Annotated in this window: 20 protein-coding genes; 14 read left to right on the forward strand and 6 right to left on the reverse strand. The window is 72.9% G+C overall.

Annotated elements, in window-relative coordinates; genetic code table 11:
• Positions 1 to 238: 238 nt before the first annotated feature.
• From ACZ4VT_RS13640 to ACZ4VT_RS13650, 3 genes are read right to left on the reverse strand one after another with little or no spacing between them, the layout of a single operon-like run.
• On the reverse strand, positions 239 to 1,249 hold the full coding sequence (locus tag ACZ4VT_RS13640; RefSeq protein WP_467949220.1) for a LacI family DNA-binding transcriptional regulator: 1,011 nt from the start codon (positions 1,247 to 1,249) through the stop codon (positions 239 to 241).
• Between the two features lie 20 nt (positions 1,250 to 1,269).
• Positions 1,270 to 1,515 carry a putative glycolipid-binding domain-containing protein gene (locus ACZ4VT_RS13645; protein ID WP_467949222.1) on the reverse strand — a complete coding sequence of 82 codons (246 nt, stop codon included), beginning with the start codon at positions 1,513 to 1,515 and terminating at the stop codon, positions 1,270 to 1,272.
• 3 nt (positions 1,516 to 1,518) lie between these two features.
• Entirely contained in the window at positions 1,519 to 1,770 is a 252-nt protein-coding gene (locus ACZ4VT_RS13650; RefSeq protein WP_467949224.1) for a putative glycolipid-binding domain-containing protein, read from the reverse strand.
• A gap of 355 nt (positions 1,771 to 2,125) precedes the next feature.
• On the opposite strand from ACZ4VT_RS13650, the gene ACZ4VT_RS13655 reads away from it, so the two are divergent.
• The 11 genes from ACZ4VT_RS13655 to rfaE2 all read left to right on the forward strand — a co-directional run bounded on the left by ACZ4VT_RS13655 (position 2,126) and on the right by rfaE2 (position 14,433).
• Positions 2,126 to 2,872 (forward strand): SDR family oxidoreductase, encoded by a 747-nt coding sequence (locus tag ACZ4VT_RS13655; protein WP_356810964.1) that lies wholly within the window; start codon positions 2,126 to 2,128, stop codon positions 2,870 to 2,872.
• Positions 2,873 to 3,198: 326 nt separating this feature from the next.
• Entirely contained in the window at positions 3,199 to 4,266 is a 1,068-nt protein-coding gene (locus ACZ4VT_RS13660) for a lactonase family protein (RefSeq protein ID WP_467949226.1), read from the forward strand.
• A gap of 166 nt (positions 4,267 to 4,432) precedes the next feature.
• On the forward strand, positions 4,433 to 5,395 hold the full coding sequence (locus tag ACZ4VT_RS13665) for an NAD-dependent epimerase/dehydratase family protein (protein WP_467949228.1): 963 nt from the start codon (positions 4,433 to 4,435) through the stop codon (positions 5,393 to 5,395).
• Between the two features lie 92 nt (positions 5,396 to 5,487).
• Positions 5,488 to 7,143, forward strand: coding sequence for a carbamoyltransferase family protein (locus tag ACZ4VT_RS13670; protein WP_467949230.1), 1,656 nt, complete (start codon positions 5,488 to 5,490; stop codon positions 7,141 to 7,143).
• 5 nt (positions 7,144 to 7,148) lie between these two features.
• Complete coding sequence (locus tag ACZ4VT_RS13675; RefSeq protein ID WP_467949231.1) at positions 7,149 to 8,225, forward strand: glycosyltransferase family 2 protein; 1,077 nt, start codon at positions 7,149 to 7,151, stop codon at positions 8,223 to 8,225.
• Positions 8,222 to 8,941: a D-glycero-alpha-D-manno-heptose-1,7-bisphosphate 7-phosphatase gene (locus ACZ4VT_RS13680; RefSeq protein ID WP_467949233.1), complete on the forward strand. Its 720-nt coding sequence runs from the start codon at positions 8,222 to 8,224 to the stop codon at positions 8,939 to 8,941. The genes ACZ4VT_RS13675 and ACZ4VT_RS13680 overlap by 4 nt, the downstream gene beginning before the upstream one ends.
• Complete coding sequence (locus tag ACZ4VT_RS13685) at positions 8,938 to 10,017, forward strand: glycosyltransferase family 9 protein (RefSeq protein WP_467949235.1); 1,080 nt, start codon at positions 8,938 to 8,940, stop codon at positions 10,015 to 10,017. The genes ACZ4VT_RS13680 and ACZ4VT_RS13685 overlap by 4 nt, the downstream gene beginning before the upstream one ends.
• On the forward strand, positions 10,014 to 10,976 hold the full coding sequence (locus ACZ4VT_RS13690) for a glycosyltransferase (protein ID WP_467949237.1): 963 nt from the start codon (positions 10,014 to 10,016) through the stop codon (positions 10,974 to 10,976). Before ACZ4VT_RS13685 ends, ACZ4VT_RS13690 begins: the two co-directional genes overlap by 4 nt.
• Entirely contained in the window at positions 10,973 to 12,244 is a 1,272-nt protein-coding gene (locus ACZ4VT_RS13695; protein WP_467949239.1) for a glycosyltransferase, read from the forward strand. The genes ACZ4VT_RS13690 and ACZ4VT_RS13695 overlap by 4 nt, the downstream gene beginning before the upstream one ends.
• A gap of 144 nt (positions 12,245 to 12,388) precedes the next feature.
• On the forward strand, positions 12,389 to 13,036 hold the full coding sequence (locus ACZ4VT_RS13700; protein ID WP_467949240.1) for a D-sedoheptulose-7-phosphate isomerase: 648 nt from the start codon (positions 12,389 to 12,391) through the stop codon (positions 13,034 to 13,036).
• Positions 13,033 to 14,433: a D-glycero-beta-D-manno-heptose 1-phosphate adenylyltransferase gene (rfaE2, locus tag ACZ4VT_RS13705; protein WP_467949242.1), complete on the forward strand. Its 1,401-nt coding sequence runs from the start codon at positions 13,033 to 13,035 to the stop codon at positions 14,431 to 14,433. Before ACZ4VT_RS13700 ends, rfaE2 begins: the two co-directional genes overlap by 4 nt.
• Positions 14,434 to 14,463: 30 nt before the next feature.
• Here rfaE2 and ACZ4VT_RS13710 read toward each other — a convergent pair whose 3' ends face one another.
• Positions 14,464 to 15,732, reverse strand: coding sequence for an MFS transporter (locus ACZ4VT_RS13710; RefSeq protein WP_467949244.1), 1,269 nt, complete (start codon positions 15,730 to 15,732; stop codon positions 14,464 to 14,466).
• A 544-nt stretch (positions 15,733 to 16,276) separates the two neighbouring features.
• Here ACZ4VT_RS13710 and ACZ4VT_RS13715 point away from each other — a divergent pair.
• Complete coding sequence (locus ACZ4VT_RS13715) at positions 16,277 to 17,323, forward strand: glycosyltransferase family 9 protein (RefSeq protein ID WP_467949246.1); 1,047 nt, start codon at positions 16,277 to 16,279, stop codon at positions 17,321 to 17,323.
• Positions 17,324 to 17,536: 213 nt separating this feature from the next.
• Here ACZ4VT_RS13715 and ACZ4VT_RS13720 read toward each other — a convergent pair whose 3' ends face one another.
• Positions 17,537 to 18,019 carry an STAS domain-containing protein gene (locus ACZ4VT_RS13720; RefSeq protein ID WP_467949248.1) on the reverse strand — a complete coding sequence of 161 codons (483 nt, stop codon included), beginning with the start codon at positions 18,017 to 18,019 and terminating at the stop codon, positions 17,537 to 17,539.
• 228 nt (positions 18,020 to 18,247) lie between these two features.
• Between ACZ4VT_RS13720 and ACZ4VT_RS13725 the strand changes: the two genes are divergently transcribed.
• Positions 18,248 to 18,679 carry an STAS domain-containing protein gene (locus tag ACZ4VT_RS13725; protein ID WP_467949249.1) on the forward strand — a complete coding sequence of 144 codons (432 nt, stop codon included), beginning with the start codon at positions 18,248 to 18,250 and terminating at the stop codon, positions 18,677 to 18,679.
• 393 nt (positions 18,680 to 19,072) lie between these two features.
• On the opposite strand, the gene ACZ4VT_RS13730 is transcribed toward ACZ4VT_RS13725, so the two are convergent.
• Positions 19,073 to 19,432, reverse strand: coding sequence for a hypothetical protein (locus ACZ4VT_RS13730; protein ID WP_467949251.1), 360 nt, complete (start codon positions 19,430 to 19,432; stop codon positions 19,073 to 19,075).
• Positions 19,433 to 19,732: 300 nt separating this feature from the next.
• On the opposite strand from ACZ4VT_RS13730, the gene ACZ4VT_RS13735 reads away from it, so the two are divergent.
• Complete coding sequence (locus ACZ4VT_RS13735) at positions 19,733 to 20,770, forward strand: ATP-dependent DNA ligase (protein WP_467949252.1); 1,038 nt, start codon at positions 19,733 to 19,735, stop codon at positions 20,768 to 20,770.
• The last annotated feature ends 24 nt before the right edge of the window (positions 20,771 to 20,794 follow it).

Raw genomic sequence — 20,794 nt, forward strand, 5'->3', positions numbered from 1 at the left:
TGATCACCGCCTCGCCGCCGATTTCCGCTAAGGATTCCAGAGCGCCCACCCCCCCCCCCCCCTTCCCCCCTCCCCCTCCCCCCCCCCCCCCCCCCCCCCCCCCCCCCCCCCCACCCCCCCCTCCCCCCCCCCCCCCCCCCCCCCCCCCCCCCCCCCCCCCGGAGCCGAGGAACGATGAAGGAGGGAAGAAGGGAAGGGGGAAAGGGGGGAAGGAGCCCGGGGGCCCAGGGGCCTTGACTCAGCCGAGCGGCGGCGGAGCGGTGGACCCCCGCACGACGAGCTCGGGCTCGAAGAGAAGCTCGCCGGGGTCGGTCTGCGTGCCCTGGATCTGGGCGCAGAGCAGCTCGACCGCCGCGCGACCCATCGCCTCGATGGGCTGGCGGACGGTGGAGAGGGGCGGCTCCGTGCAGTTCATGAAGGCGGAGTCGTCGAATCCGACGACCGACACCTGCGACGGAACCGAGAGCCCGCGCCGGCGCGCGGCCCTTATGACCCCCAGGGCGAGCGGGTCACTGGCGCAGACGATGCCGGTGACCCCGCGCTCCAGGAGGCGGTTGGCGGCCGCCTGCCCTCCTTCGAGGGAGAAGATCGACCGGACGACATGCTCGTCGGGCAGCTTGGAGCCCGCCGCTTCGGCCACCGCGCGGGCCGCTTCGAGCTTGCGCCGCGACGGGATGTGGTCTCTCGGGCCGAGGACGAGCCCGATCCGCTCGTGCCCGAGCGAGGCGAGGTGGCGCCACGCCTGCTCGACGGCGACGGCGTCGTCGCAGGAGACGCAGGGGAAGCTGAGCCCCTCGATGGAGGCGTTGATGAGGACCACCGGGATGTTGCGCTCCGCCAGCTGGTGGTAGTGGTCGTGCGGCGCGTCGGCCTGCGCGAACAGTCCGCCGGCGAAGACCACGCCGGACACCTGCTGCTGGAGGAGGAGTTCCACGTAGTCGGCCTCGGAGACGCCGCCCTTGGTCTGCGTACAGAGCACGGGGGTCAGCCCCTGCTGCGCGAGCGCGCCGCCGATCACCTCCGCGAACGCGGGGAAGATGGGGTTCTGCAACTCGGGCAGGACGAGCCCGACAAGGCGCGCGCGCTCGCCGCGCAGCTGGGTGGGCCGCTCGTATCCGAGCACGTCCAACGCCGTGAGGACGGACCGCCGCGTAGCCTCGGAGACACCGGGCTTGCCGTTGAGCACACGGCTGACCGTCGCCTCGCTGACTCCCACCTTCTTGGCCACTTGAGCAAGTCGTCGCGTCATGAACGCAAGACTATCGCAATTCACGCAAGAATGTTGCGTGCCCCCGTCAACGGAGGGGGACCTCGAAGCCGCGACGTGGACGTCTGCCGGTGCGCGCTGACGGCGAGGTCCGGGACGGAAACCCAGGCCATCAGGAAGTGGTGCGGTCCGGTTGCGGGCCGCCGATGCCGGCCGTGGCGGAGCACGGGCAGGGTATTGGTGAGCGGGCAGAGGCCCACCTCGCAGTCGAGCGAGCCGTCGAGACCGGGGCGGTACGCGCCGTCCACGGTTCAGCGTCCGGAGTCGTTGCGCAGGTCCGACTCCCGAGTCGGCGCCGCCGTCTCGACCGTGACGTGGAGGCGCGAGGTCACGTAGCCGTCGGAGGTTTCGAGCGTGTACGTCAGCCAGTACGGCTCGGGGTCCAGAGCGACAGCGCGTCCGCGCGCGGTCAAGGGAGCCCCGGGCGAGGTCGACCACGCGGCCGAGTAGCCCGAGCCGGGGAAGATTTCCCAAGTGCGCGCGAGGCGCCGGGATCCGCTCATGCGGGCCACGCGCGCGGCGGCGTGGCGTCCGCCCCGAACTCGGCGGCGACCTCGGCGAGCGCGGAGGTGAAGCACGCGGCGAAACCGGCCGCGACAGCTGCTCCGGGTTGGTGGTGCCGGGCACCCTCTTGCGCGGCGGGGCGAGGCGGACGTCCATGACCCGGCAGTCCCGGCCCGGCCCGGGAACGCCGCCGGCTCCCCGGAAAGGAACGTGAGCGCCGCCTGGTGGCCTAACCCCGCGCGCCCGGTGCGCGGTCCCTGCGCAGAGTGAGTCCCACACGACGCGACGGCGCCGGCCCCTTCCCCTTGCGGGGCGGCGCCGGCCCGCCGGAACCGAGGGAAGGCAAGGCACAGCATGAACAGCGCGGCACAGGTCGACCTGACGGGCAAGCAGGCTTTGGTCACCGGCGGGGCCCGGGGGCTGGGCGCCGCCATCGCGCGGCGGCTCGCAGCAGCCGGCGCCTCCGTCCTGGTCGCCGACGTGCGCAAGGACCTCGCTCAGGAGCTCTGCGCGGACCTCGTCGTGGCGGGCGGCCGGGCCCGCTTCGTCGAGATGGACGTGTGTGACCCCGACGCGGTGGCGGCCGTCCTCGGGGACGTCGAGGCGGACGGCGGTCGGGTGGACGTCCTCGTCAACAATGCGGCCGTCGACGTGTCCAAGTCCGTCGAGCACCTGACCGCGGAGGAGGTCAAACACGTGGTGACCACCAACCTGCTCGGCCCGATGTACCTGTGCCTGCAGACGTACCGGCGCATGGTGGCCGCCGGCGGGGGCCACATCGTCAACATCCTCTCCACCGCCGCCAACCGGACCTGGACGGAAGCGGGCCCCTACGCGGCGAGCAAGTCCGGGCTGCGGGCGTTCACCCACACCCTGTTCAAGGAGGCGCAGCGGGACTGCACCGGGATCGGTGTCACCGGGATCATCGCCGGCGGAATGGAGACCGCCTTCATCATGGACCGGTTCCCGGAAGCCGACACCGCTCTGCTCCAGAGCCCGGAGATCGTCGCCGACACGGTCATGTACGCGCTGTCCGTGCCCGCCGGGAGCGTGGTCGGCGAACTGGTCGTGGTGCCCCGTCGCGAACCCTCCTGGCCCTGACGGGAGGCTCGACCATGATCCGCCCTCTGAGGTTTTCCCCCACCACGGTGGTGGTCACCGGTTCCGACTCGGGAATCGGCCGCGCCGTCGCCGTGCGTCTGGCCACGGCCGGACTGGACGGACGACCAGGAAGGCACGGGTGCAGGGCGGGCACCCCGCGGTTGCCCGCCGATCCGCGACCGACTCAGGTGTGCGGGCGGCTGGCAGGCGACTACGGCCTGGCGGCTGAGCCTGCTGTCCCCTACCGGCGCGGTCGACGCGGGTTCGTGGCAGCCGGCTGCTAGCTTCGCCCGGTAGCAGCGGACTGACGGCGGAAGGACCCACCGGTGGGCGGCGCGGGAAGCACGTACCAGGGCGTCGGGCAGCGCGCGTACATCGGTTCGTTCACCTCCGGCGGAGGCCTCGGGATCACCACGGCGGCCGTGGACCCCGTGACGGGGGCGCTCACCGCACTGAGCGTCGTCGACGGTCTCGGGGACGCCTCGTGCCTGGCCCTGTCCGTCGACCGACAGGTGCTCTACGCCGCCGGGGGGACCGATCACGGGCTGGCGGCCGCATACCGGATCACCGCCGACGGTCTCACCCCGCTCGGACGGCCCGTATCCGTCGACGGCCTCGGTCCCGCACACCTGAGCGTCCTCGGGGACCGGCTGCTGATCGCCAACTACACGTCGGGCAGCGTGAGCGTTCTCCGGGTCTCGCACGACGGACGTGTGGAGGGCCCCGCCGTCGTCCTCGGCCACCGCGGCCGCGGGCCTGACCCCGAACGACAGGCCGGCCCGCACGCCCACCACGTGATGCCCGATCCGAGCGGCCGCTGGGTGCTCAGCGTGGACCTCGGAACCGACTCGGTACGCGTGTGCGTGCCCGATCCGGCCGGCGGGCCCCTCCGCGTACGTACCGAGACGCCGCTGCGTGCCGGGAGCGGTCCCCGGGAGGTGGCCTTCCACCCTCGCGGTGACGTGGCCTACGTGATCCACGAGCTGGAACCGCAGTTGACCGTCTGCCGGTGGGACGCCGGCTCGGGGCGCCTGCACCGGACCGGTGAGCTCGCGCTGGGCTCGGGCGACGACGCGGCGGACGCCAGGGAGTACCCGTCGGTCGCGCTCGTCTCGGGGGACGGCCGCTTCGTCTGGGCGGCGATCCGGGGCAGCAACCTCATCACCACCCTGTCGCTGTCCGACGGCCCCGAGATGCCACGGATCACGGATGTCGCGAACTGCGGCGGTCAATGGCCGCGGCATCTGGCGGTCGGCCCGTCGGCGCGTCATCTGTACGTGTCCAACGAGTGGTCCGGTGACGTCACCTGGTTCGAAACCGATCCCGGCAGCGGGCGACTCCACCTGGCCGGCAGGCTGGACGTCCCTGCCGCCGCCTGCGTCGTCCTCGCCTGACCACGGCCGCGGTCACCCGATTGCCTGCTCCCACGTGCCGGTCCACCCCGGCTCCAGCAGGCTGAGGGGCGTACCTGCGGGGTTCTTCCCGGCACGAGCGGGCCCACCTCCCGCCCCTCCCGGTTCCTGCGTCCCGCGCTGTCCCCGTCAGCACGAGGAGATCACCATGGGCTCATCGCATGTGCCGCGCTGGGAGCATGCTGTCGTCACCGGCGGTGCGGGCTTCGTCGGCTCGCACCTGTGCTCCGCCCTGCTGGCCGCAGGGACCGCCGTCACCTGTGTCGACGACTTCAGCACAGGGCGGCCCGAGAACGTCTCGGAACTGGTCGACCATCCCGGATTCGCCCTGCAGGAGACGAACGTGTCGCGGCCGTTCAGCGTACGAAGGGACCCGGACCTCGTTCTGCACCTGGCCTCGCCCGCTTCCCCCGCCGACTACCTCCGGCTGCCGCTGCACACGTTGGAGGCCGGCAGTCTCGGCACGCGCAACGCCCTGGAACTCGCGCACCGCAACGGGGCCCGCTTCGTCCTCGCCTCCACGTCCGAGGTCTATGGCGATCCGCAGGAGCATCCCCAGAACGAGCGGTACTGGGGGCACGTCAACCCCGTCGGCCCCCGTAGCGTCTACGACGAGGCCAAACGCTTCGGCGAGGCGCTGAGCACGGCTCACGCCTCGGCCCTGGGTACGGACGCGTGCATCGTGCGGCTGTTCAACACCTATGGTCCGCGCATGCGGGGTTATGACGGTCGCGCCGTTCCCACGTTCATTCGTCAGGCGCTCGCAGGTACCCCCCTGACCGTCACCGGCGACGGCCTGCAGACCCGTTCGCTGTGTTACGTCGAGGACACCGTCGCCGGTATCCTCGCGGCGGCCGACCACGGGATGCGGGGGCCCGTCAACCTCGGCAACCCCGACGAACTCACCATGCTGGAGCTGGCGCGGTGGATCGTCGAACTGACCGGTTCCTCCTCGGAGATCGACTTCATCGAGCGGCCGACCGACGACCCGACCGTGCGCTGCCCCGACATCACGCTGGCGCGGGACAAGCTCCAGTGGGAGCCGCGAGTGGGGGCGGAGGACGGGCTGCGCCGCACGATCGCCTGGTTCCGCGCGCACTGCGACGACTGACCCCCTGCGGGCTCCCTCGGACGTGCGCCGGAAGCTGCGCCTGCCCGTGCGCGGCCCCGCCCGGCACCCCCAGCCGAAAGGTCTCTCTCACGATGCGCATTCTCGGAATCAACGCGCTCTTCCACGACCCTTCCGCCGCACTCGTCATCGACGGCCGTACGGTCGCCGCCGCCGAGGAGGAACGGTTCTCCCGTCGCAAGCACGGCAAGCGGCCGGTGCCCTTCTCCGCGTGGGAACTGCCGGAACAGGCCGCGGCCTGGTGCCTGAAGCGTGCCGGCCTGCGTCCGCAGGACCTCGACGCCGTGGCGTACTCCTACGACCCCGCTCTGGCGCGGCCGGCCGACGCCATGGGTCTGGACGATCCGTGGGACCACCTCCGCCAGACGTACGCGCGCGAGGCCCCGGGATTCCTGGCGACCGCCCTGCCCGGCCTGGACCCCGGCCTCGTGCGCTTCGTTCCGCACCACATGGCCCATGCCGCGTCCGGCGCGTTCGCGGCCGACGGCGCGGACCGGAGTTCCGTCCTGGTCCTCGACGGACGCGGCGAACGCGCTTCGCACCTGGCGGCGCGCAGGATGGGCGACAGGCTGGAGCCGCTGTACGCGCAGGACCTCCCGCACTCGCTCGGACTCGTCTACGAGGAACTCACCGAGCACCTGGGGTTCTTGAGGTCCTCCGACGAGTTCAAGGTGATGGCACTCGCCTCCCACGGAAGCCCACGGATGCTGGCCGAGCTCCGCCGCTACGTGTACCCCACGGGCGACGGCGGCTTCCACGCCACCGGTGTCCCCTGGAAAGAGTTCTGTCCACCCCGCGGCGCGGACGAGTGGTGGACCGGGGCCCACGCCGATCTCGCCGCCAGTGCGCAGGCCGTATTGGAGGAGACGCTCCTCGACCTGGTCCGCTGGCTCCACGGCCGCACCCACGACGACGTCCTCACCCTCGCCGGGGGCGTCGCGCTGAACTGCGTGGCCAACTCCCGCATCGCGCGCGAGGGCCCGTTCTCCCGCGTGTGGGTCCAGCCCGCCGCCGGAGACGCGGGAACGGCGCTCGGTTCCGCGCTGCTCCTCGCCGCCGGGGCGGGGGACGCCCCCGAGCCCATGGCCGGAGCGGATCTGGGCCGCGACTGGTCGGACGCCGAACTCGGTGCCTGGCTCAAGACGGCGGGAGTCCCCTTCGAGCGGCCCCCGGACATCGCGGTCACCGTCGCGGAGGCGCTCGCCGACAACGCCATCGTGGCCTGGTTCCAGGGGCGTTCGGAGTTCGGGCCGCGGGCCCTGGGGCATCGATCGCTGCTGGCCCATCCCGGGCACGCGGGGAACCTGGAGCGTCTCAACGACGTCAAGGGCCGCGAACAGTTCCGCCCCGTGGCCCCGATGGTGATCGCCGAGCGGGCGTCCGAGATCTTCGACGGACCGCTGCCCAGCCCGTACATGCTGTTCGTGCACGACGTGGCTGCCGGTTGGCGCGAGCGCATCCCGGCCGTGGTCCACGTCGACGGCACGGCCCGCATCCAGACCGTGGATCCGCAGCGTGAGCCCCTGGTGGCGCGCATGCTCACCGAGTTCGAACAGCGCACCGGACTGCCGGTCGTCGTCAACACCAGTCTGAACACCGCCGGCCGGCCGATGGTCGACGACCCCCGGGACGCCCTGGAGTGCTTCGGCTCGTCGCCGGTGGACCTGCTGGCCATCGGGCCCTACGCCGTGCGCCGGGACGGCATCTTCCGTACCACCGAGGAAGGTTGACCACCATGCTCCAGGCGTCCGCGCCCCCGCCTCCGTACGCGATCGTCGTGCCCACCCTCGGCCGGCCCAGCCTCAGGGCCTGCCTGGACGCCGTGGCGGCCACGACGGTCTCCGGGCGCGGCCCGGTGCGGATCGTTCTCGTACACGACCGTCCCGGCCCCGACGGAACTCCGCCGGCCCTGGACGTTCCCCCGGTGCTCCACTCGATCACCACCGTCGTGGCCGGCCGGGCCCGCGGCCCCGCGGCCGCCCGCAACACGGGAATGCGGGCGGCCGGTCCGGTGCCCTGGATCGTGTTCCTCGACGACGACGTGGTGCCGGGACAGGGCTGGGGCGAGGACCTGGCGCGTGATCTGGTGTCGGCTTCCCGCGACACCGCGGCCGTCACGGCCCGCATCGACGTCCCCCTTTCGTCCGGCCGCCGCCCCACGGACTGGGAGCGCAACACCGCAGGCCTGGCCACCGCCCGCTGGATCACCGCGGACATGGCCTTTCGCCGGGAGGCGTTGGACGCCGCGGGCGGCTTCGACGAGCGCTTCCGGCGCGCTTTCCGCGAGGATGCGGAGCTGGCCCTGCGCCTGATCGAAGGCGGCTGGGTCCTGAGCCCCGGAAGTCGCCGTACCACTCATCCGGTCCGCCCCGCAGACCGCTGGATCTCGGTCCGGCTCCAGGCCGGCAACGCCGACGACGTACTGATGGGCCAACTGCACGGGCACGACTGGTGGCATCGGGCGGGCGCTCCTCGCGGGCGCCTGCCGCGCCATGTCGCCGTGACCGCGGCCGCCGCCGCGGCCGTGGGCTGTGCGGTGACAGGCAGGAGGGGCGCCGCCGCGTGGTGCGCGGCCGGCTGGATGGCGGGCACCGCCGAGTTCGCCGCCGCCCGGATCGCACCCGGCCCGCGCACCCGGTCCGAGGTCGTCACCATGGCGCTCACGAGCGCGGTCATCCCCGCTGTGGCGGTCTGGCACTGGCTGCGCGGGACGGTCGTACACCGCCGTGTCCACCGAGCGGATCCGGCGGCGCCGCCCGGGAGCCGCTCGGCGGCTCCGGAGGAGGTCCCCCGCGAGCAGGTGCGGTCATGAGGAACAGGCCCGCCGGAGGCACGTCCGTCGGTGGGTCGCCGGCCGGAGCCCTCCCCTGGCTGTGGGACCGCCCCGGTGCGGCCCGCATCCCGCGGCGGTCAGGGACGGCAGGCCGGCTTCCGGAAGCGGTCCTCTTCGACCGTGACGGCACGCTCGTCGTCGACGTCCCGTACAACGGCGACCCCGCCCGGGTCTCTCCCATGCCCACGGCGCGGGCCGCGGTGACCGCGCTGCGCGAGCTCGGGGTTCCGGTCGGTGTCGTGAGCAACCAGTCGGGCGTCGCCCGCGGGCTCCTGACGCAGGAGCAAGTGGCGGCGGTACGCCGACGCGTGGACGAACTGTTCGGTCCGTTCGACGTGTGGGCCGTGTGCCCCCACGGCCCTGCGGACGGCTGTGGCTGCCGCAAACCCGCTCCGGGCCTGATCCTCGCCGCGTGTGAGCGGCTGGGCGCGGCCCCCGAACGCACGGTGGTCGTCGGGGACATCGGCTCCGACGTGCGGGCCGCCTCCGCCGCGGGGGCGCGCGGGGTGCTGGTGCCGACGCCCGTGACCCGTCCCGAAGAGGTCGCGGCCGCCGGCGAGGCGGCGTGCGATCTGCTCACCGCCGTGCGCCTCTTCTCGTCCCCGGCCGGTTCCGGAGCCGGCCGGGGCACGGACGTCGTGCCGATCCGCGGACCGGTGCGGGAGCGCCCGCACGTTGTCGGCGGTGGCGGATGAACGCCCCGCGCAGTCTCGTCGTACGCCTCGACAGCGCCGGGGACGTGCTGCTGGCCGGTCCTGCCGTGCGCGCGGTGGCGGCCTGCTCGTCCCACACCACGCTGCTCTGCGGGCCGCAGGGTGTCGCCGCGGCTCGGCTGTTGCCCGGCGTGGACCAGGTGCTGGTGTACGAGGCACCTTGGGTGGGGCTGGAGCCGGGCCGCACCTCGCGCGAGGAGTGCGGCCTGCTGGTCGACGCCCTGGCAGCCGGCCGCTTCGACCGTGGCGTGGTCCTGGTGTCCCACCACCAGTCCCCGCTGCCGGCGGCCCTGCTGCTCGCGCTCGCGGGAGTGGAGCAGGTCGCGGCCGATTGCGAGGAGTACCCGGGATCCCTGCTCGCGCTGCGCCACCACCGGCTGCCGGGCCGGCACGAGGCGGACGCGGCGCTCGACCTGGTGCGCGACTTCGGTTTCACGCTGCCCGACGGCGACGACGGCGCCCTCCGCGTGTCCGTCCCGCCCGACACGACGCGGTTGACCGGCCCCGAACCCTACGTGGTACTGCACCCGGGAGCCGCGGTGGCCGCCCGCGCCTGGAGCCCGGCCAGGGCGACGCGTGCCGCGGCCGCGCTGCACAAGGCGGGGCACCGGGTGGTGGTCACCGGCAGCCCTGCGGAGAAGGGGCTGACCGCCGAGGTGGCCGGCCGTCACGGACTCGACCTGGGCGGCGTCACGGGTGACCTGCACGAGCTGGCCGGTGTCCTGGCCGGCGCGCAGGTCGTGGTGGCGGGCAACACGGGTCCGACCCATCTGGCCGCGGCCGTCGGTACGCCCGTGGTGTGCCTGTTCGCACCGGTGGTGCCGGTCGACAGGTGGCGGCCGTACCGGGTGCCGCACGTGCTGCTCGGCGATCAGCGGGCCTTGTGCGCGGGCAGCAGGGCGCGGGTCTGCCCCGTCGAGGGGCACCCCTGTCTGGACTCGGTGGATGACGGCGAGGTGCTGGCGGCCGTCGCCGGACTCCTCACGGACAGCCGGACGGGTGGCCGCCGGCCGCGATCGCCCGAGCCGAGCGAGACCGATGGAGGAGTGACCGTATGAACATCCTGCTGTGGCACGTGCACGGTTCCTGGACGACCGCGTTCGTCCAGGGACCGCACACCTACCTCGTACCGGTCACCCCGGACCGGGGGCCCGACGGGCTGGGCCGCGCCCGCACCTTCAGCTGGCCCGATTCGGTGCGGGAGGTCACGCCGGCCGAACTGGCCGATGCTCCGGTGGACCTGGTCGTGCTCCAGCGGCCCCACGAGATGGAGCTGGCCGAGCGCTGGCTGGGCCGCCGCCCCGGACGCGACGTTCCCGCCGTGTACCTGGAACACAACGCACCGGACGGCGACGTACCGCGCACCCGTCACCCCTGCGCCGACCGCGAGGACCTGACACTGGTCCACGTCACCCATTTCAACCGGCTGTTCTGGGACAACGGTGCCACCCGCACCGAGGTCATCGAACACGGCATCGTCGACCCCGGGCACCTCTACACCGGTGCGCTCCCCCGTGCGGCGGTGGTGACGAACGAACCGATCAGGCGGGGCCGTCACACCGGAACGGACCTCCTGCCCGAGCTGGCCCGGGCGGCGCCGCTGGACGTCTTCGGCATGCGCACCCAGGGCATCGCCGAGCACCTGGGGCTGCCCGAAGAGCGCTGCCGTGCCTACGAGCTGCCCCAGCGCGAGCTGCACGCGGCGATGGCGGAGCGCCGTCTGTACCTCCACCCCGTGCGCTGGACCTCGTTGGGGCTGTCGCTGCTGGAAGCCATGCACCTGGGCATGCCCGTCGTGGCGCTGGCCGCCACGGAGGCCGTGGAGGCCGTCCTGCCCGGCACCGGGGTGCTGTCCACCCGGCCGGAAGTGCTGGCCCGAGCGGTCGTCCACTACCTCAACGAACCCGAGGCGGCCGCCGAGGACGGCGAGCGCGCAAGGCAGGCCGCGCTCGAACGGTACGGCCTCAAACGCTTCTTGGCCGATTGGGAGCGACTGATGACGGAGGTCTGGTCATGACACCCCCCACCGCCCGTTCGATACGGACGCCTCACCGGCTCCGGCCCCTGTCGTTGGCCCTCGTCTCCGAGCATGCCAGCCCCCTCGCGACACTCGGCGGTGTCGACGCCGGCGGCCAGAACGTGCACGTCGCCTGCCTGGCCGGGGCGTTGGCCGACCGAGGTCACCGCGTCACGGTGTACACGCGGCGGGATTCCCGGGAGCTGCCGGAAAGCAGCCGGTTGCGGCCGGGGGTTACGGTGCATCACGTGTCGGCGGGACCGGCCGAACCATTGCCCAAGGACGAACTGCTGCCGCACATGCGGGAGTTCTCGTACTACCTGATGCGCCACTGGCAGGAGACCGGGCCGCCCGACCTGGTTCACTCGCATTTCTGGATGTCCGGGCTCGCCTCGCTCGCGGCGGCGCGGGAGCTGGCTCTGCCGATGCTGCACACCTACCACGCGCTGGGGACCGTCAAGCGGCGGCACCAGGGAGCCGCCGACACCAGTCCGCCCTCACGCATCGGTTGCGAGCGGGAGGTCGGATTCGGCTGCGACCGGGTCGTGGCGACCTGCCGCGACGAGGTCACCGAACTCGCCCGGATGGGCATCCCGGAGGACAAGGCCGACATCGTTCCGTGCGGCGTGGACGCCGAGCGGTTCCGGCCGGACGGACCGGTCGCCGAGCGCGGAACCGCCCACCGCCACCGGCTGCTCCAATTGGGCCGGCTCGTTCCCCGCAAGGGGGCGGCCCTGTCCATCGCCGCTCTCGCCCGCCTACCCGAGGCGGAGCTCCTGATCGCGGGCGGCCCCCCACCCGGCAGTCTCGACTCCGATCCCGAGGTGCGGCGGTTGCGCGCCGTCGCCCGGGAGGCGGGAGTCCTCGACCGCGTGCGCTTCGTCGGCGCGGTGCCCTGCGACCGCGTGCCGGCCCTGTTGCGCAGCGCCGACGTCGTGCTGTGCCCGGCGGACTACGAGCCGTTCGGCATCGTGCCGCTGGAGGCCATGGCCTGCGGCCGGCCGGTCGTGGCCAGCGCCGTCGGCGGCCAGCAGGACACCGTCGCCGACCGCGAGACCGGATGCCTCGTGCCGCCGGGAGACGTCCTCGCGCTCGCGTCGGCCACCGCCGAACTGCTGGCCGACGACACACTACGCCGGGCGTACGGGGAAGCCGGGCGACGGCGCGTCCTGAGCCGTTACGGCTGGGCCCAGGTCGCCGCCGCGACGGAACGGTCCTACCGCTCGGTGCTCGCCGGTCGGCTCGTGGTCGCCGGGACGACGACGTGAGCCCCCTCTGCCGCTCCTCAGTCCGTCCTGCCTCTGTCAGACGAACGTGTCCGGTCGGTCACGACCGGACCGGTCTCCGTGCAGTACCGATTGCCTGAAGGAGGTGGGGTGCGGTCTGCTCTCCCGAGCGGCCGCCCCAACGCCATGAGCCGATCTCCCGCAACCACAGGAGCCCAACAGCACTGCCAGGCACTGGAGGACGCGCTGAGACGTTTGCGCGCCCAAAGTCTGGACCAGCTCGCCCACTGGGGACAACGGCTCGCCGCAGTGCTCCCCGCGGGAGGTCGGCTTCTCGCGGCCGGCAACGGCGGCAGCGCTGCCCAGGCACAGCACCTGACCGCTGAGCTGGTCGGCCGCTACCGCGAGGAGCGGCCGGCCTACTCGGCCATCGCCCTGCACGCCGAGACGTCCAGTGTCACCGCAATCGGCAATGACTACGGATTCGAGCAGGTCTTCGCCCGGCAGGTCGCGGCGCACGGCCGGGACGGTGACGTCCTGGTCCTGCTGTCGACGTCGGGGCGCAGCGGCAATCTGCTGTCGGCCGCGATGACGGCCCGCGCGGCGGGCGTGGAGGTGTGGGCCCTGACCGGAGCTGCCCCCAACCCGCTGGCGGAGGCCGCCGACCAGTCGCTGTGTATCGACGCCGCCTCGACGGCGACCGTGCAGGAGGCCCACCTGGTGGCCGTGCACCTGCTGTGCGAATCCTTCGATGCGGCCCTTGCCCCCTCCGGCACCGCCGTCGTCAGGACGGCGCCTCGACGCGCCGTCGCCGCCGTCAGGAGGACTCCGTGACCGGCCGCGAACCGCTGGTCGTGGTCGGCGACGTCCTGCTGGACCGCGACATCCAAGGGGTCGCGTCCCGTCTTGCTCCGGATGCCCCGGCGCCCGTGGTCGACGTCACCGACGACCTCTCACGACCCGGAGGCGCCGGACTGGCCGCTGTGCTGGCCGCCCGTTCCGGCCGGGAGGTCATCCTGATCACGGCACTGGGCGAGGACCGTGCCAGCAACCGCGTACGGGAGCTGCTGGACGGCCGTGTCCGGCTGGTGGGGCTTCCGCTGGAAGGCTCCCTGCCGGTCAAGACCCGGGTGCTGGCCGACGGCCGTCCCCTGGTCCGCGTCGACCGGGGCGGCGGCCGGGTCGGGCCCCCCGATGCTGCCGTGGGCCGGGCCTTGGCTGACGCGCACGCCGTCCTGGTCGCGGACTACGGCAGGGGCACGGCGCAGGCGCTGCGACCCCTGCTGACCGACAGCGCCCGCCGCGTCCCGTTGGTGTGGGACCCTCACCCGCGGGGCGGACCACCGGTACCCGGAGCCCGCCTGGTGACACCGAACGCGGCGGAGGCGACCGCGCTGTGCCCCGATGAGGGGGACTCCTTGGCGGCGCACGCCCGGCGCGGCGCGGAGCTGGCGGAGCGCTGGGGTGCCGCTGCGGTGGCCGTCACCCTCGGCGAAAGGGGGGTCCTGCTGACCCGTCCCCTGTCCGAGGCGCCGATGCTCGTACCGTCCCCGTACCGAGCCGTGGGCGACGCGTGCGGAGCGGGCGACTGCTTCGCCGCAGTGGCGGCCTCCGCACTCGCGGACGGAGGCCTGCCCGAGGAGGCGGTACAGCAGGCGGTGGCCGCTGCCGCGGCCTTCGTGGCGGCGGGTGGCGCCTGCGACCACGACCTGTGGAGAGCGTCCTCCCGGAGCGGCTTCGCCCGGCCCGCGGGCGGCGACGCCTTCGCGACGGCCGCGAGCGTACGGGCCCGGGGCGGAACGGTGGTCGCCACGGGCGGCTGCTTCGACCTGCTCCACGCCGGGCACGTCGGCCTGCTGGACAGCGCGCGGCGGATCGGCGACTGCCTGATCGTCTGCGTGAACTCTGACGCCTCGCTGCGGCGTCTCAAGGGGCCGGGGCGCCCGCTGAACCCGTTGGAGGACCGCGTACGGGTGCTGGCGGCGCTCGGCAGCGTCGACGCCGTCGTGGCCTTCGATGAGGACACGCCCCAGACGTTGCTGAGCTTCCTGCGGCCTGACGTGTGGGTCAAGGGCGGCGACTACTCGGCCGACGATCTTCCGGAGGCGCGGGCACTGCGCGCCTGGGGCGGTCAGGCCGTCGTACTGCCCTACCTCGACGGCCGTTCCACGACCGGGCTCGCCGATCGCGCAGCCCGGGCCGCCTCCGATGCCCGTTCCCCCGCCCCCTGAGCGGCCCGGGCCGGACGCCCTGGGGCGCGGTCAGGCGGCGGTGCTCAGCCGGGCCCGTGTGGGCACGACCGCCTCGGGAACCGGGATGAGCGCTCCGCCGCGGGGTTTGCGGCCCTTCAGCAGGTAGCCCGTGACGACGAACGTGCCGATGGCCAGTCCGCCCACGATCAGTGTGACCCGGACACCGGCCAGCTCCATGGAGAGGCCCAGCATCGGCGGCGCTGCCAACCCCCACACGGTGCGGATGCTGGACCAGGCGCCGAGCACACGGCCCCTCATGTGGGCGGGCGGGTCCGTCTGGAGCACCGTGGACTGGGCGGTGTCCCCGACGGATTCCGCGATCGCCATGGGCACGACGAGGACCAGGAGCACCAGGAGGGAAGGGGCCAACCCGGAGAGAATTTGCAGGAGGGCCCCGGCCAGGGTCAGGACGGCCACCATGCGGACGCTCGGCCTGCGCAGCCGGGCGCCCAGGACCGCCCCGACGATCCCGCCGACGGCCAGCATGGTGGAGACCTTGCTGAAGGAACCCGCGTCCCCGGCGAGGGGTCCGGTGACCAGGACCACCAGGGTGAGCGAGTAGTTGCGGCCGAACAGCGCACTGACCCCGTTCAGGGCGGCGAGGGCGACCAGTCGCGGGCGCCGCATGAAGAAGGCCAGCCCCTCCCGGGCGCTCATGCCCTGCGCCGCGACCGTCTCGGGTGCCGGCCGCTCAGTGGGGGAGGGTTCCGCCGGCCGGGTTGCCGCATGGGGGCGGGCCGCCTTGAGGAACGGGATCACGCAGGCCACGAACAGGAACGACAAGCCGTTGGCCGCATAGGCCGCCGCCGTGCCCAGGAAGCCGACGGCCACGCCGGCGAGTGCGGCGCCGGCGAGCCTGCCGGCGCTGTGGACGAGCGAACCCACCCCGATGGCCGACGGCACGTCCGGGGCGCGGACGAGATCGTTGCCGAGCAGCGCGCACGCAGGGCCGTCGACCGTGGCGATCAGGCCGGTCACCGCGGCCAGCGCCAGCAACACCGGGAGATCGAGACCGTCCAGCGCGACCAGCAGGGCCGTCACCAGCGCCACCGCACCGAGCAGGGCCTGCGCGACGGCAGCGGTCAGCTTGCGGGGCAAGCGGTCGACGGCTGCGCCGCCCGCAAGGCCGAGGAGCAGGCCGGGCGCCATCTGGATGGACACGGACAGGCCGGTGGCGGCCGCCGATCCCGTGATCTGCAGGACCAGAAGGTTCTGTACCGTCAGCTGCATCCAGGTGCCCGCGTTGGACACGAAGTTCGCGACGGCCCACCAGCGCATGCTGCGGTAGCGGAGGGAGCGCCACGGAGATCGGTCGACGGAGCGGTCGGGCACGGGGGCGGAAGAGGACGCGGACACAGAGGCAGACACAGGCAGGACCCAGGGTGGAGCGCGAAGCGCAGGAGGCGGAGGGAACGGGCGTTCCGCACCGCCCGACGCGCACGGCGACGCCCGGCAGCAGAAGGGGGAGGAACTGGCCCGCGGACCATGGTGGCAGAACCTCCCGCCCGCCTCGGTGACCCGGGCCACCCGACGGGCCCACTGCGAGGCCCCGGACCCTGGCCTGCCAAGGCCGACGGGGCAGCCGGTGTGTTTGCTCACAGCGGCCGTCCGGAGCCGTCGGAACACCTTGCGGCCTAGCCCGGCGTGCCCCGGAGCACGCTCCTCGGGACAGTGGAGTGCAGCAGCCGCGCGACGCGGGCTCTTTCTGGGTGGAGCGGCTCGGCAGCGACCCTGGAGGGAGCACCGCTCAGGTGCGGATCCCGACCGGCGACAGCGGTCGGATCAGCGGCCCGCCGCCCCTCGCGAGCTTCGGAAGGACCTCATGAGTCTGCACCATCCGGCAGGCCCAGCTCCGACAGAGCACAAGCTCGCCTACAGCCGCCCCCAGGTCATCGTCCTGCGGGCGCTGGGCCTCGGCGACCTCCTCACGGTGGTGCCCTGCCTCCGGGCGCTGCGCAGGAGCATGCCGGACCGCGACATCGTCCTGGCCGCACCCGCCCGGCTGGGCACCGTCGCCGTTGCCGCCGGCCTCGTCGACCGTGTCCTGCCGACGACCGCGCGGGGCCGCGGCGTGCCCACCGCACTGAGCTGGGCGGGACCGCCGCCAGAGCTGGCTGTGGACCTGCACGGGAACGGGCCGCCCAGCCGTATGCTCCTCCAGCGGCTGCGGCCGCGTCGGCTCCTCGCCTACCGGCACGCGGGGACGGGGACCCCGGACGCCCTCGGACCCGAGTGGCGCGACGACGAGCACGAGCGCGAGCGCTGGTGCCGCCTGCTGCGCTGGTACGGCATCGAAGCCGACCCCACCGACCTCTCGATCGCCGCCCCTGCGTGCGCCTCGCCCGCCCCGGGTGCCGTCGTCGTCCACCCCGGCGCCGACGCCGGTGCTCGACGCTGGCCCCCGGAACGGTTCGCGGCGGTTGCCCGCGCCTTGCGCCGAGCGGGCGAGGACGTGGTCGTCACGGCGGGCGTGGGCGAGGGGGCGCTGGCGCGACGGGTGGCGAGCGACGCCGGACTGCCACAGGAGGCGGTCGTCGGCGGCTCGTGCGACGTGCCCTTCCACGAACTCTGCGCACTGGTCGCCGGTGCGCGCTGTGTCCTGGTCGGCGACACGGGTCTGGCGCACCTCGCGACGGCCCTGGGTACGCCGTCCGTCGTCCTCTTCGGCCCTGTGGCCCCCTCCCTGTGGGGCCCGCCCCCTCACGCGAAACACCGGGTGTTGTGGTGCCCGCGCGAAGGAGAGGACCCCTTGCGGCCCGGCGACGCGCACGCATCCCTGCCCGATGCGCGGCTCCTGCGCATCTCCGTCGGCCAGGTGGTCGAGGCGGTGCTCGGCCTGCCCTTGAACGGCGGCGGACCGCGTGGGTGATCGTGCGGTACCCGTGGTGAGCGCCTTGCAGAGGATGAATCAGACGCCCCTGCCGTCCTGCATGCATGTCCGCTAAACGGCCCAAGTCGAGCACGCCTCTGGCGCCTTGGCCTGCTGCTCCCCTCTGCATGCGAGGCACGCAGGCAGATGCCGACTTCGGCTCCGGACACGTAGCGCCGGCTGGTGCGGCCCGCTGAGGGGAGGGGCGGGTGGTCAACGAGCGGAGCGGAAGGTGCCTGGTCTGCGGCTGAGTCCGGCGATGGCTCCGGACGGGACGAAGTCAGCGCTTGCGCTGGCCCTGGATGTGCCGTGTTCGTGGCCCTCGTGTGCGCGGAAGTCGAGAACGCGGCGCAGGGCAGTTGCAGCGGCCCTGCGTTCTCGGATTTTGCCGTCGGGCAGGCTGCCCAGCTTGTCGATGAGGTCCAGCAGCTGCCGGGGTTGCGGCCGCCAGGCGTAGACGATCAGCCGAACGCCGCGGAATTCGAGCCGGCGGGCCAAGGTGAGGAGACAGTGCAGGCCATTGAGGTCCATGAACGGGACGCGCTCCATGGTGCAGGCCACGACCGTGGTGCCCTCGCCAGCCGCGTGATCGACCTGGTCGAAGGCGGGACAGCTGTCAAGGTCGAGGTCTCCGACGGGTGTCAGGCAGAGGGTGGTGCCGTAGCGCCTGGTCGCAATACGGAAGGCCGGTTTCATGGCGGCTCACCTCGCCATCTCTGGAGCACCATAGGCACGGCGCCCCCGACGACACGGTCTCTTGAAGGAATTTTCGGCCTCAGCCGCACCTAGGGCAAGTAGGTGAGGCCGAAACCGCCGGACGGTCTTGCACCCGCTTTCCGCGCTGAGGCAGGATCGAGTAGGGCCATTCCCGTCCACAGCGGGCGGGAGTGCACCAGAACGGCCGGTCCTGGCGAGGTGATACCCATGGAACGCGACTTGCGGATCGTGACGCGACGTTTCGGGCCCACCGTGCACCTGGCTCCGGACGGCGAACTCGACTTCGACTCCCGCTCCGTCATTGCGGAAGCCCTCACCGTCCTCGACGAGAATGTCGTCGTGGTGGTGTGTGACATGACACGCCTCCGGTTCCTCGACGTCACGGGCCTGCACGCACTCCACGATCTCGCCGCGTGGCTCCACGAGCGCGGGCTCGCGTTCTTCGCCTTCGGATGGCAGCCACAACCGCAACGGCTCCTGGACATCATCGACAGCCTCTACCCGTCTCCGGAAGCCGGCTCCGAGCCCACAGCGCTGCTGCGCCGCTCCCTGCGTGACGCGGCTGCATCCCAGCGTGAGGCCGGTGCGGAGGCAGCCCGGGCGAACGCTGTCGTCTACGGGGCCCCGAAACCCGGCTAGCGGGGCGCCAGGGCTTCCGCGCGGAATCCGGCCGGCGCGTGGCACCGCGCAGGGCCGGGCTGCGGGATGCCGACGACCTCGGCCCGAGCCGCCGGACGGGGTTGCCAACAGTTCCTGGCTCCGCTGGCCACCAGTCGTCCCGCGCTACCAGTACCGGTCACATCGCACGGGCTCTGGACGATGCGGTACGAGCTGGCCATCCGCCCACCACGCGCTGCAGGCCCAGGAGCTGCCTGGGCAGATGGAGCGGGACTTGGCCCGGCGCCTTCGGGGTCGGGGGTTGCCTGTGCGCGGCGCCGGACGATTCCGCCGTCCGCCGGGCGTTCGATGGGCCGCGGTCAACGACTCCCGCCATTGCACGCACGCACGCCAACCCGCCGCGGGTGCTATCGCTCAGGACGGCGACCGGGTCGAGGGAGCGTGGAGGCGGCTTGCGCCTTCGGCGGGGGTGATGTCGGTGGTGGCGGCGAGCATGCCGCTGGCGGTGTCGAAGATCGCTTTCCCGGTCAGGGCGGTCTGCGTGCGGGTGGTGACGTCCTCGGGTCGCAGCGGTTGGCGGTTCCTGAGCGCGCCGGTGGTCAGCCTCGTGTGGCGCAGGGGGAGGGCGTGGACCGCGTTACCGGTGGTGAAGGCCTCGATGCACGGTCCCTGCTTGACCTCGGACTGCCAGATCTCGGTGGGTTCCGCGGCGTGCTCGGTCGCGATCCCACGCGCTGCGAGCGGCCAGGGCCTGCCACGGTGCGGGGCGCGCACAGCCCCACTGGCTTAGCTCCGGCTGCTTCGGGCAGGCGCCTTTTGTGCCAGCAGCGCCTGGTCGGGGCGCGGGCAGGCCCGGCACAGCGCCCTCTGAGACGGCCGGTGCTGTGGAGTGAGCGCGTCTGAGGACGTACGGCATCGAGTGGGGCCTTATCAGGCGCCTTTTCAGTTTCGGGGCGCCAGGTACGGGAAAGGCCGCTGCGGCATTCCCGTCCGCTCGCACATGAGCCGCAAGGACCTCGTGCAAGCGCGCCCTCTCCCGGAGCTAAGGGCGAAAGGCGAAAGGCAGGCGACCAGGTGACGTTGCGACCACCGGTGGAGCCGATGCTGGCGCAGGCCGTGGAGTCGGTGCCCGGCCCCGGCGTGCTGGGCGAGCTGGCATTCGAGCAGAAATTCGACGGCTACCGGGTCCTTCTGTTCACCCCCACCGGCCCGGACGGCGCCTTGCTGCTGCAGACCCGGCGCGGATCGCTGGTCCAGGACCGCTTCCCCGACCTCGTCGTCGCGGCGGACAAGCTGCCCGGCGGCCTGGTCCTGGACGGGGAGCTCGTCGTCTGGGACATCAAGGCGGGTCGGCTGTCCTTCGAGGGACTGCAGCGCCGCACCGCTGCCCGCGGCCGCCGCAGCACACGCGCTCTCGCCGCTTCGCTGCCCGCGTTCTTCATCGCCTTCGACATCCTGCAGCAGGACGGAAGCGAGCTGACCGGCTACCCCTACCGCCAGCGCCGCCTCCGCCTCGAAGCGCTCTTTGCCCTCCACCGGCTCACGTCCCCCTGGACGCTGTGCCCCATGACCACGGACCTGATCAAGGCCCAGCAATGGCTGGAATCCTGGACCGAGATCTCCGGCGTCGAAGGCATCGTCGTCAAAGCCATGAACCAGCCCTACCACCCAGGACACAGAGGCTGGTACAAACTCCGCCGCCGGAACACGACGGAGGCGATCATCGGCGCGATCACCGGCACCATGACGCGACCGCAGCTCCTCCTCCTCGGCCGTCGCGACGCCTACGGCGACCTCCGCTCGATCGGCCGCACGGCCCCGCTCCGTGCCGAGCTGACACGCCTCGTCGGCGGCAACGTGATCGCGGCCGATGCGGGACATCCCTGGGAGGGATGGCACTTCGCATCGGCGCGGGGCAGCCGGGGCCTCCTGGACGTGACCCTCGTACGGCCGGAGCTGGTCGCGGAGATCAGCGCCGACACGGCCGTCGACGGAAACGGCGTCTTCCGACACCCGGCCCGCTTCAAACGGCTGCGCCTGGACGTGACCGCGGAGGAGGTACCGCTGTTCAGTCCCGGGCCGTCACGGCCACCAGCTGAAGGTTCTGGGTGAGCACCTGCACCGTGGGAAGGGTGT

It is taken from the genome of Streptomyces sp. NPDC029164 (genome assembly GCF_055563995.1).

Coding starts and splice junctions, on each gene's coding strand:
- ACZ4VT_RS13700 (WP_467949240.1), top strand. CDS start 12,389: ATGAGCCGATCTCCCGCAACCACAGGAGCCCAACAGCACTGCCAGGCA.
- ACZ4VT_RS13665 (WP_467949228.1), top strand. CDS start 4,433: ATGGGCTCATCGCATGTGCCGCGCTGGGAGCATGCTGTCGTCACCGGC.
- ACZ4VT_RS13650 (WP_467949224.1), bottom strand. CDS start 1,770: ATGAGCGGATCCCGGCGCCTCGCGCGCACTTGGGAAATCTTCCCCGGC.
- ACZ4VT_RS13640 (WP_467949220.1), bottom strand. CDS start 1,249: ATGACGCGACGACTTGCTCAAGTGGCCAAGAAGGTGGGAGTCAGCGAG.
- ACZ4VT_RS13695 (WP_467949239.1), top strand. CDS start 10,973: ATGACACCCCCCACCGCCCGTTCGATACGGACGCCTCACCGGCTCCGG.
- ACZ4VT_RS13685 (WP_467949235.1), top strand. CDS start 8,938: ATGAACGCCCCGCGCAGTCTCGTCGTACGCCTCGACAGCGCCGGGGAC.
- ACZ4VT_RS13725 (WP_467949249.1), top strand. CDS start 18,248: ATGGAACGCGACTTGCGGATCGTGACGCGACGTTTCGGGCCCACCGTG.
- ACZ4VT_RS13710 (WP_467949244.1), bottom strand. CDS start 15,732: ATGCGCTGGTGGGCCGTCGCGAACTTCGTGTCCAACGCGGGCACCTGG.
- ACZ4VT_RS13655 (WP_356810964.1), top strand. CDS start 2,126: ATGAACAGCGCGGCACAGGTCGACCTGACGGGCAAGCAGGCTTTGGTC.
- ACZ4VT_RS13720 (WP_467949248.1), bottom strand. CDS start 18,019: ATGAAACCGGCCTTCCGTATTGCGACCAGGCGCTACGGCACCACCCTC.
- ACZ4VT_RS13670 (WP_467949230.1), top strand. CDS start 5,488: ATGCGCATTCTCGGAATCAACGCGCTCTTCCACGACCCTTCCGCCGCA.
- ACZ4VT_RS13690 (WP_467949237.1), top strand. CDS start 10,014: ATGAACATCCTGCTGTGGCACGTGCACGGTTCCTGGACGACCGCGTTC.
- ACZ4VT_RS13675 (WP_467949231.1), top strand. CDS start 7,149: ATGCTCCAGGCGTCCGCGCCCCCGCCTCCGTACGCGATCGTCGTGCCC.
- ACZ4VT_RS13680 (WP_467949233.1), top strand. CDS start 8,222: ATGAGGAACAGGCCCGCCGGAGGCACGTCCGTCGGTGGGTCGCCGGCC.
- ACZ4VT_RS13715 (WP_467949246.1), top strand. CDS start 16,277: ATGAGTCTGCACCATCCGGCAGGCCCAGCTCCGACAGAGCACAAGCTC.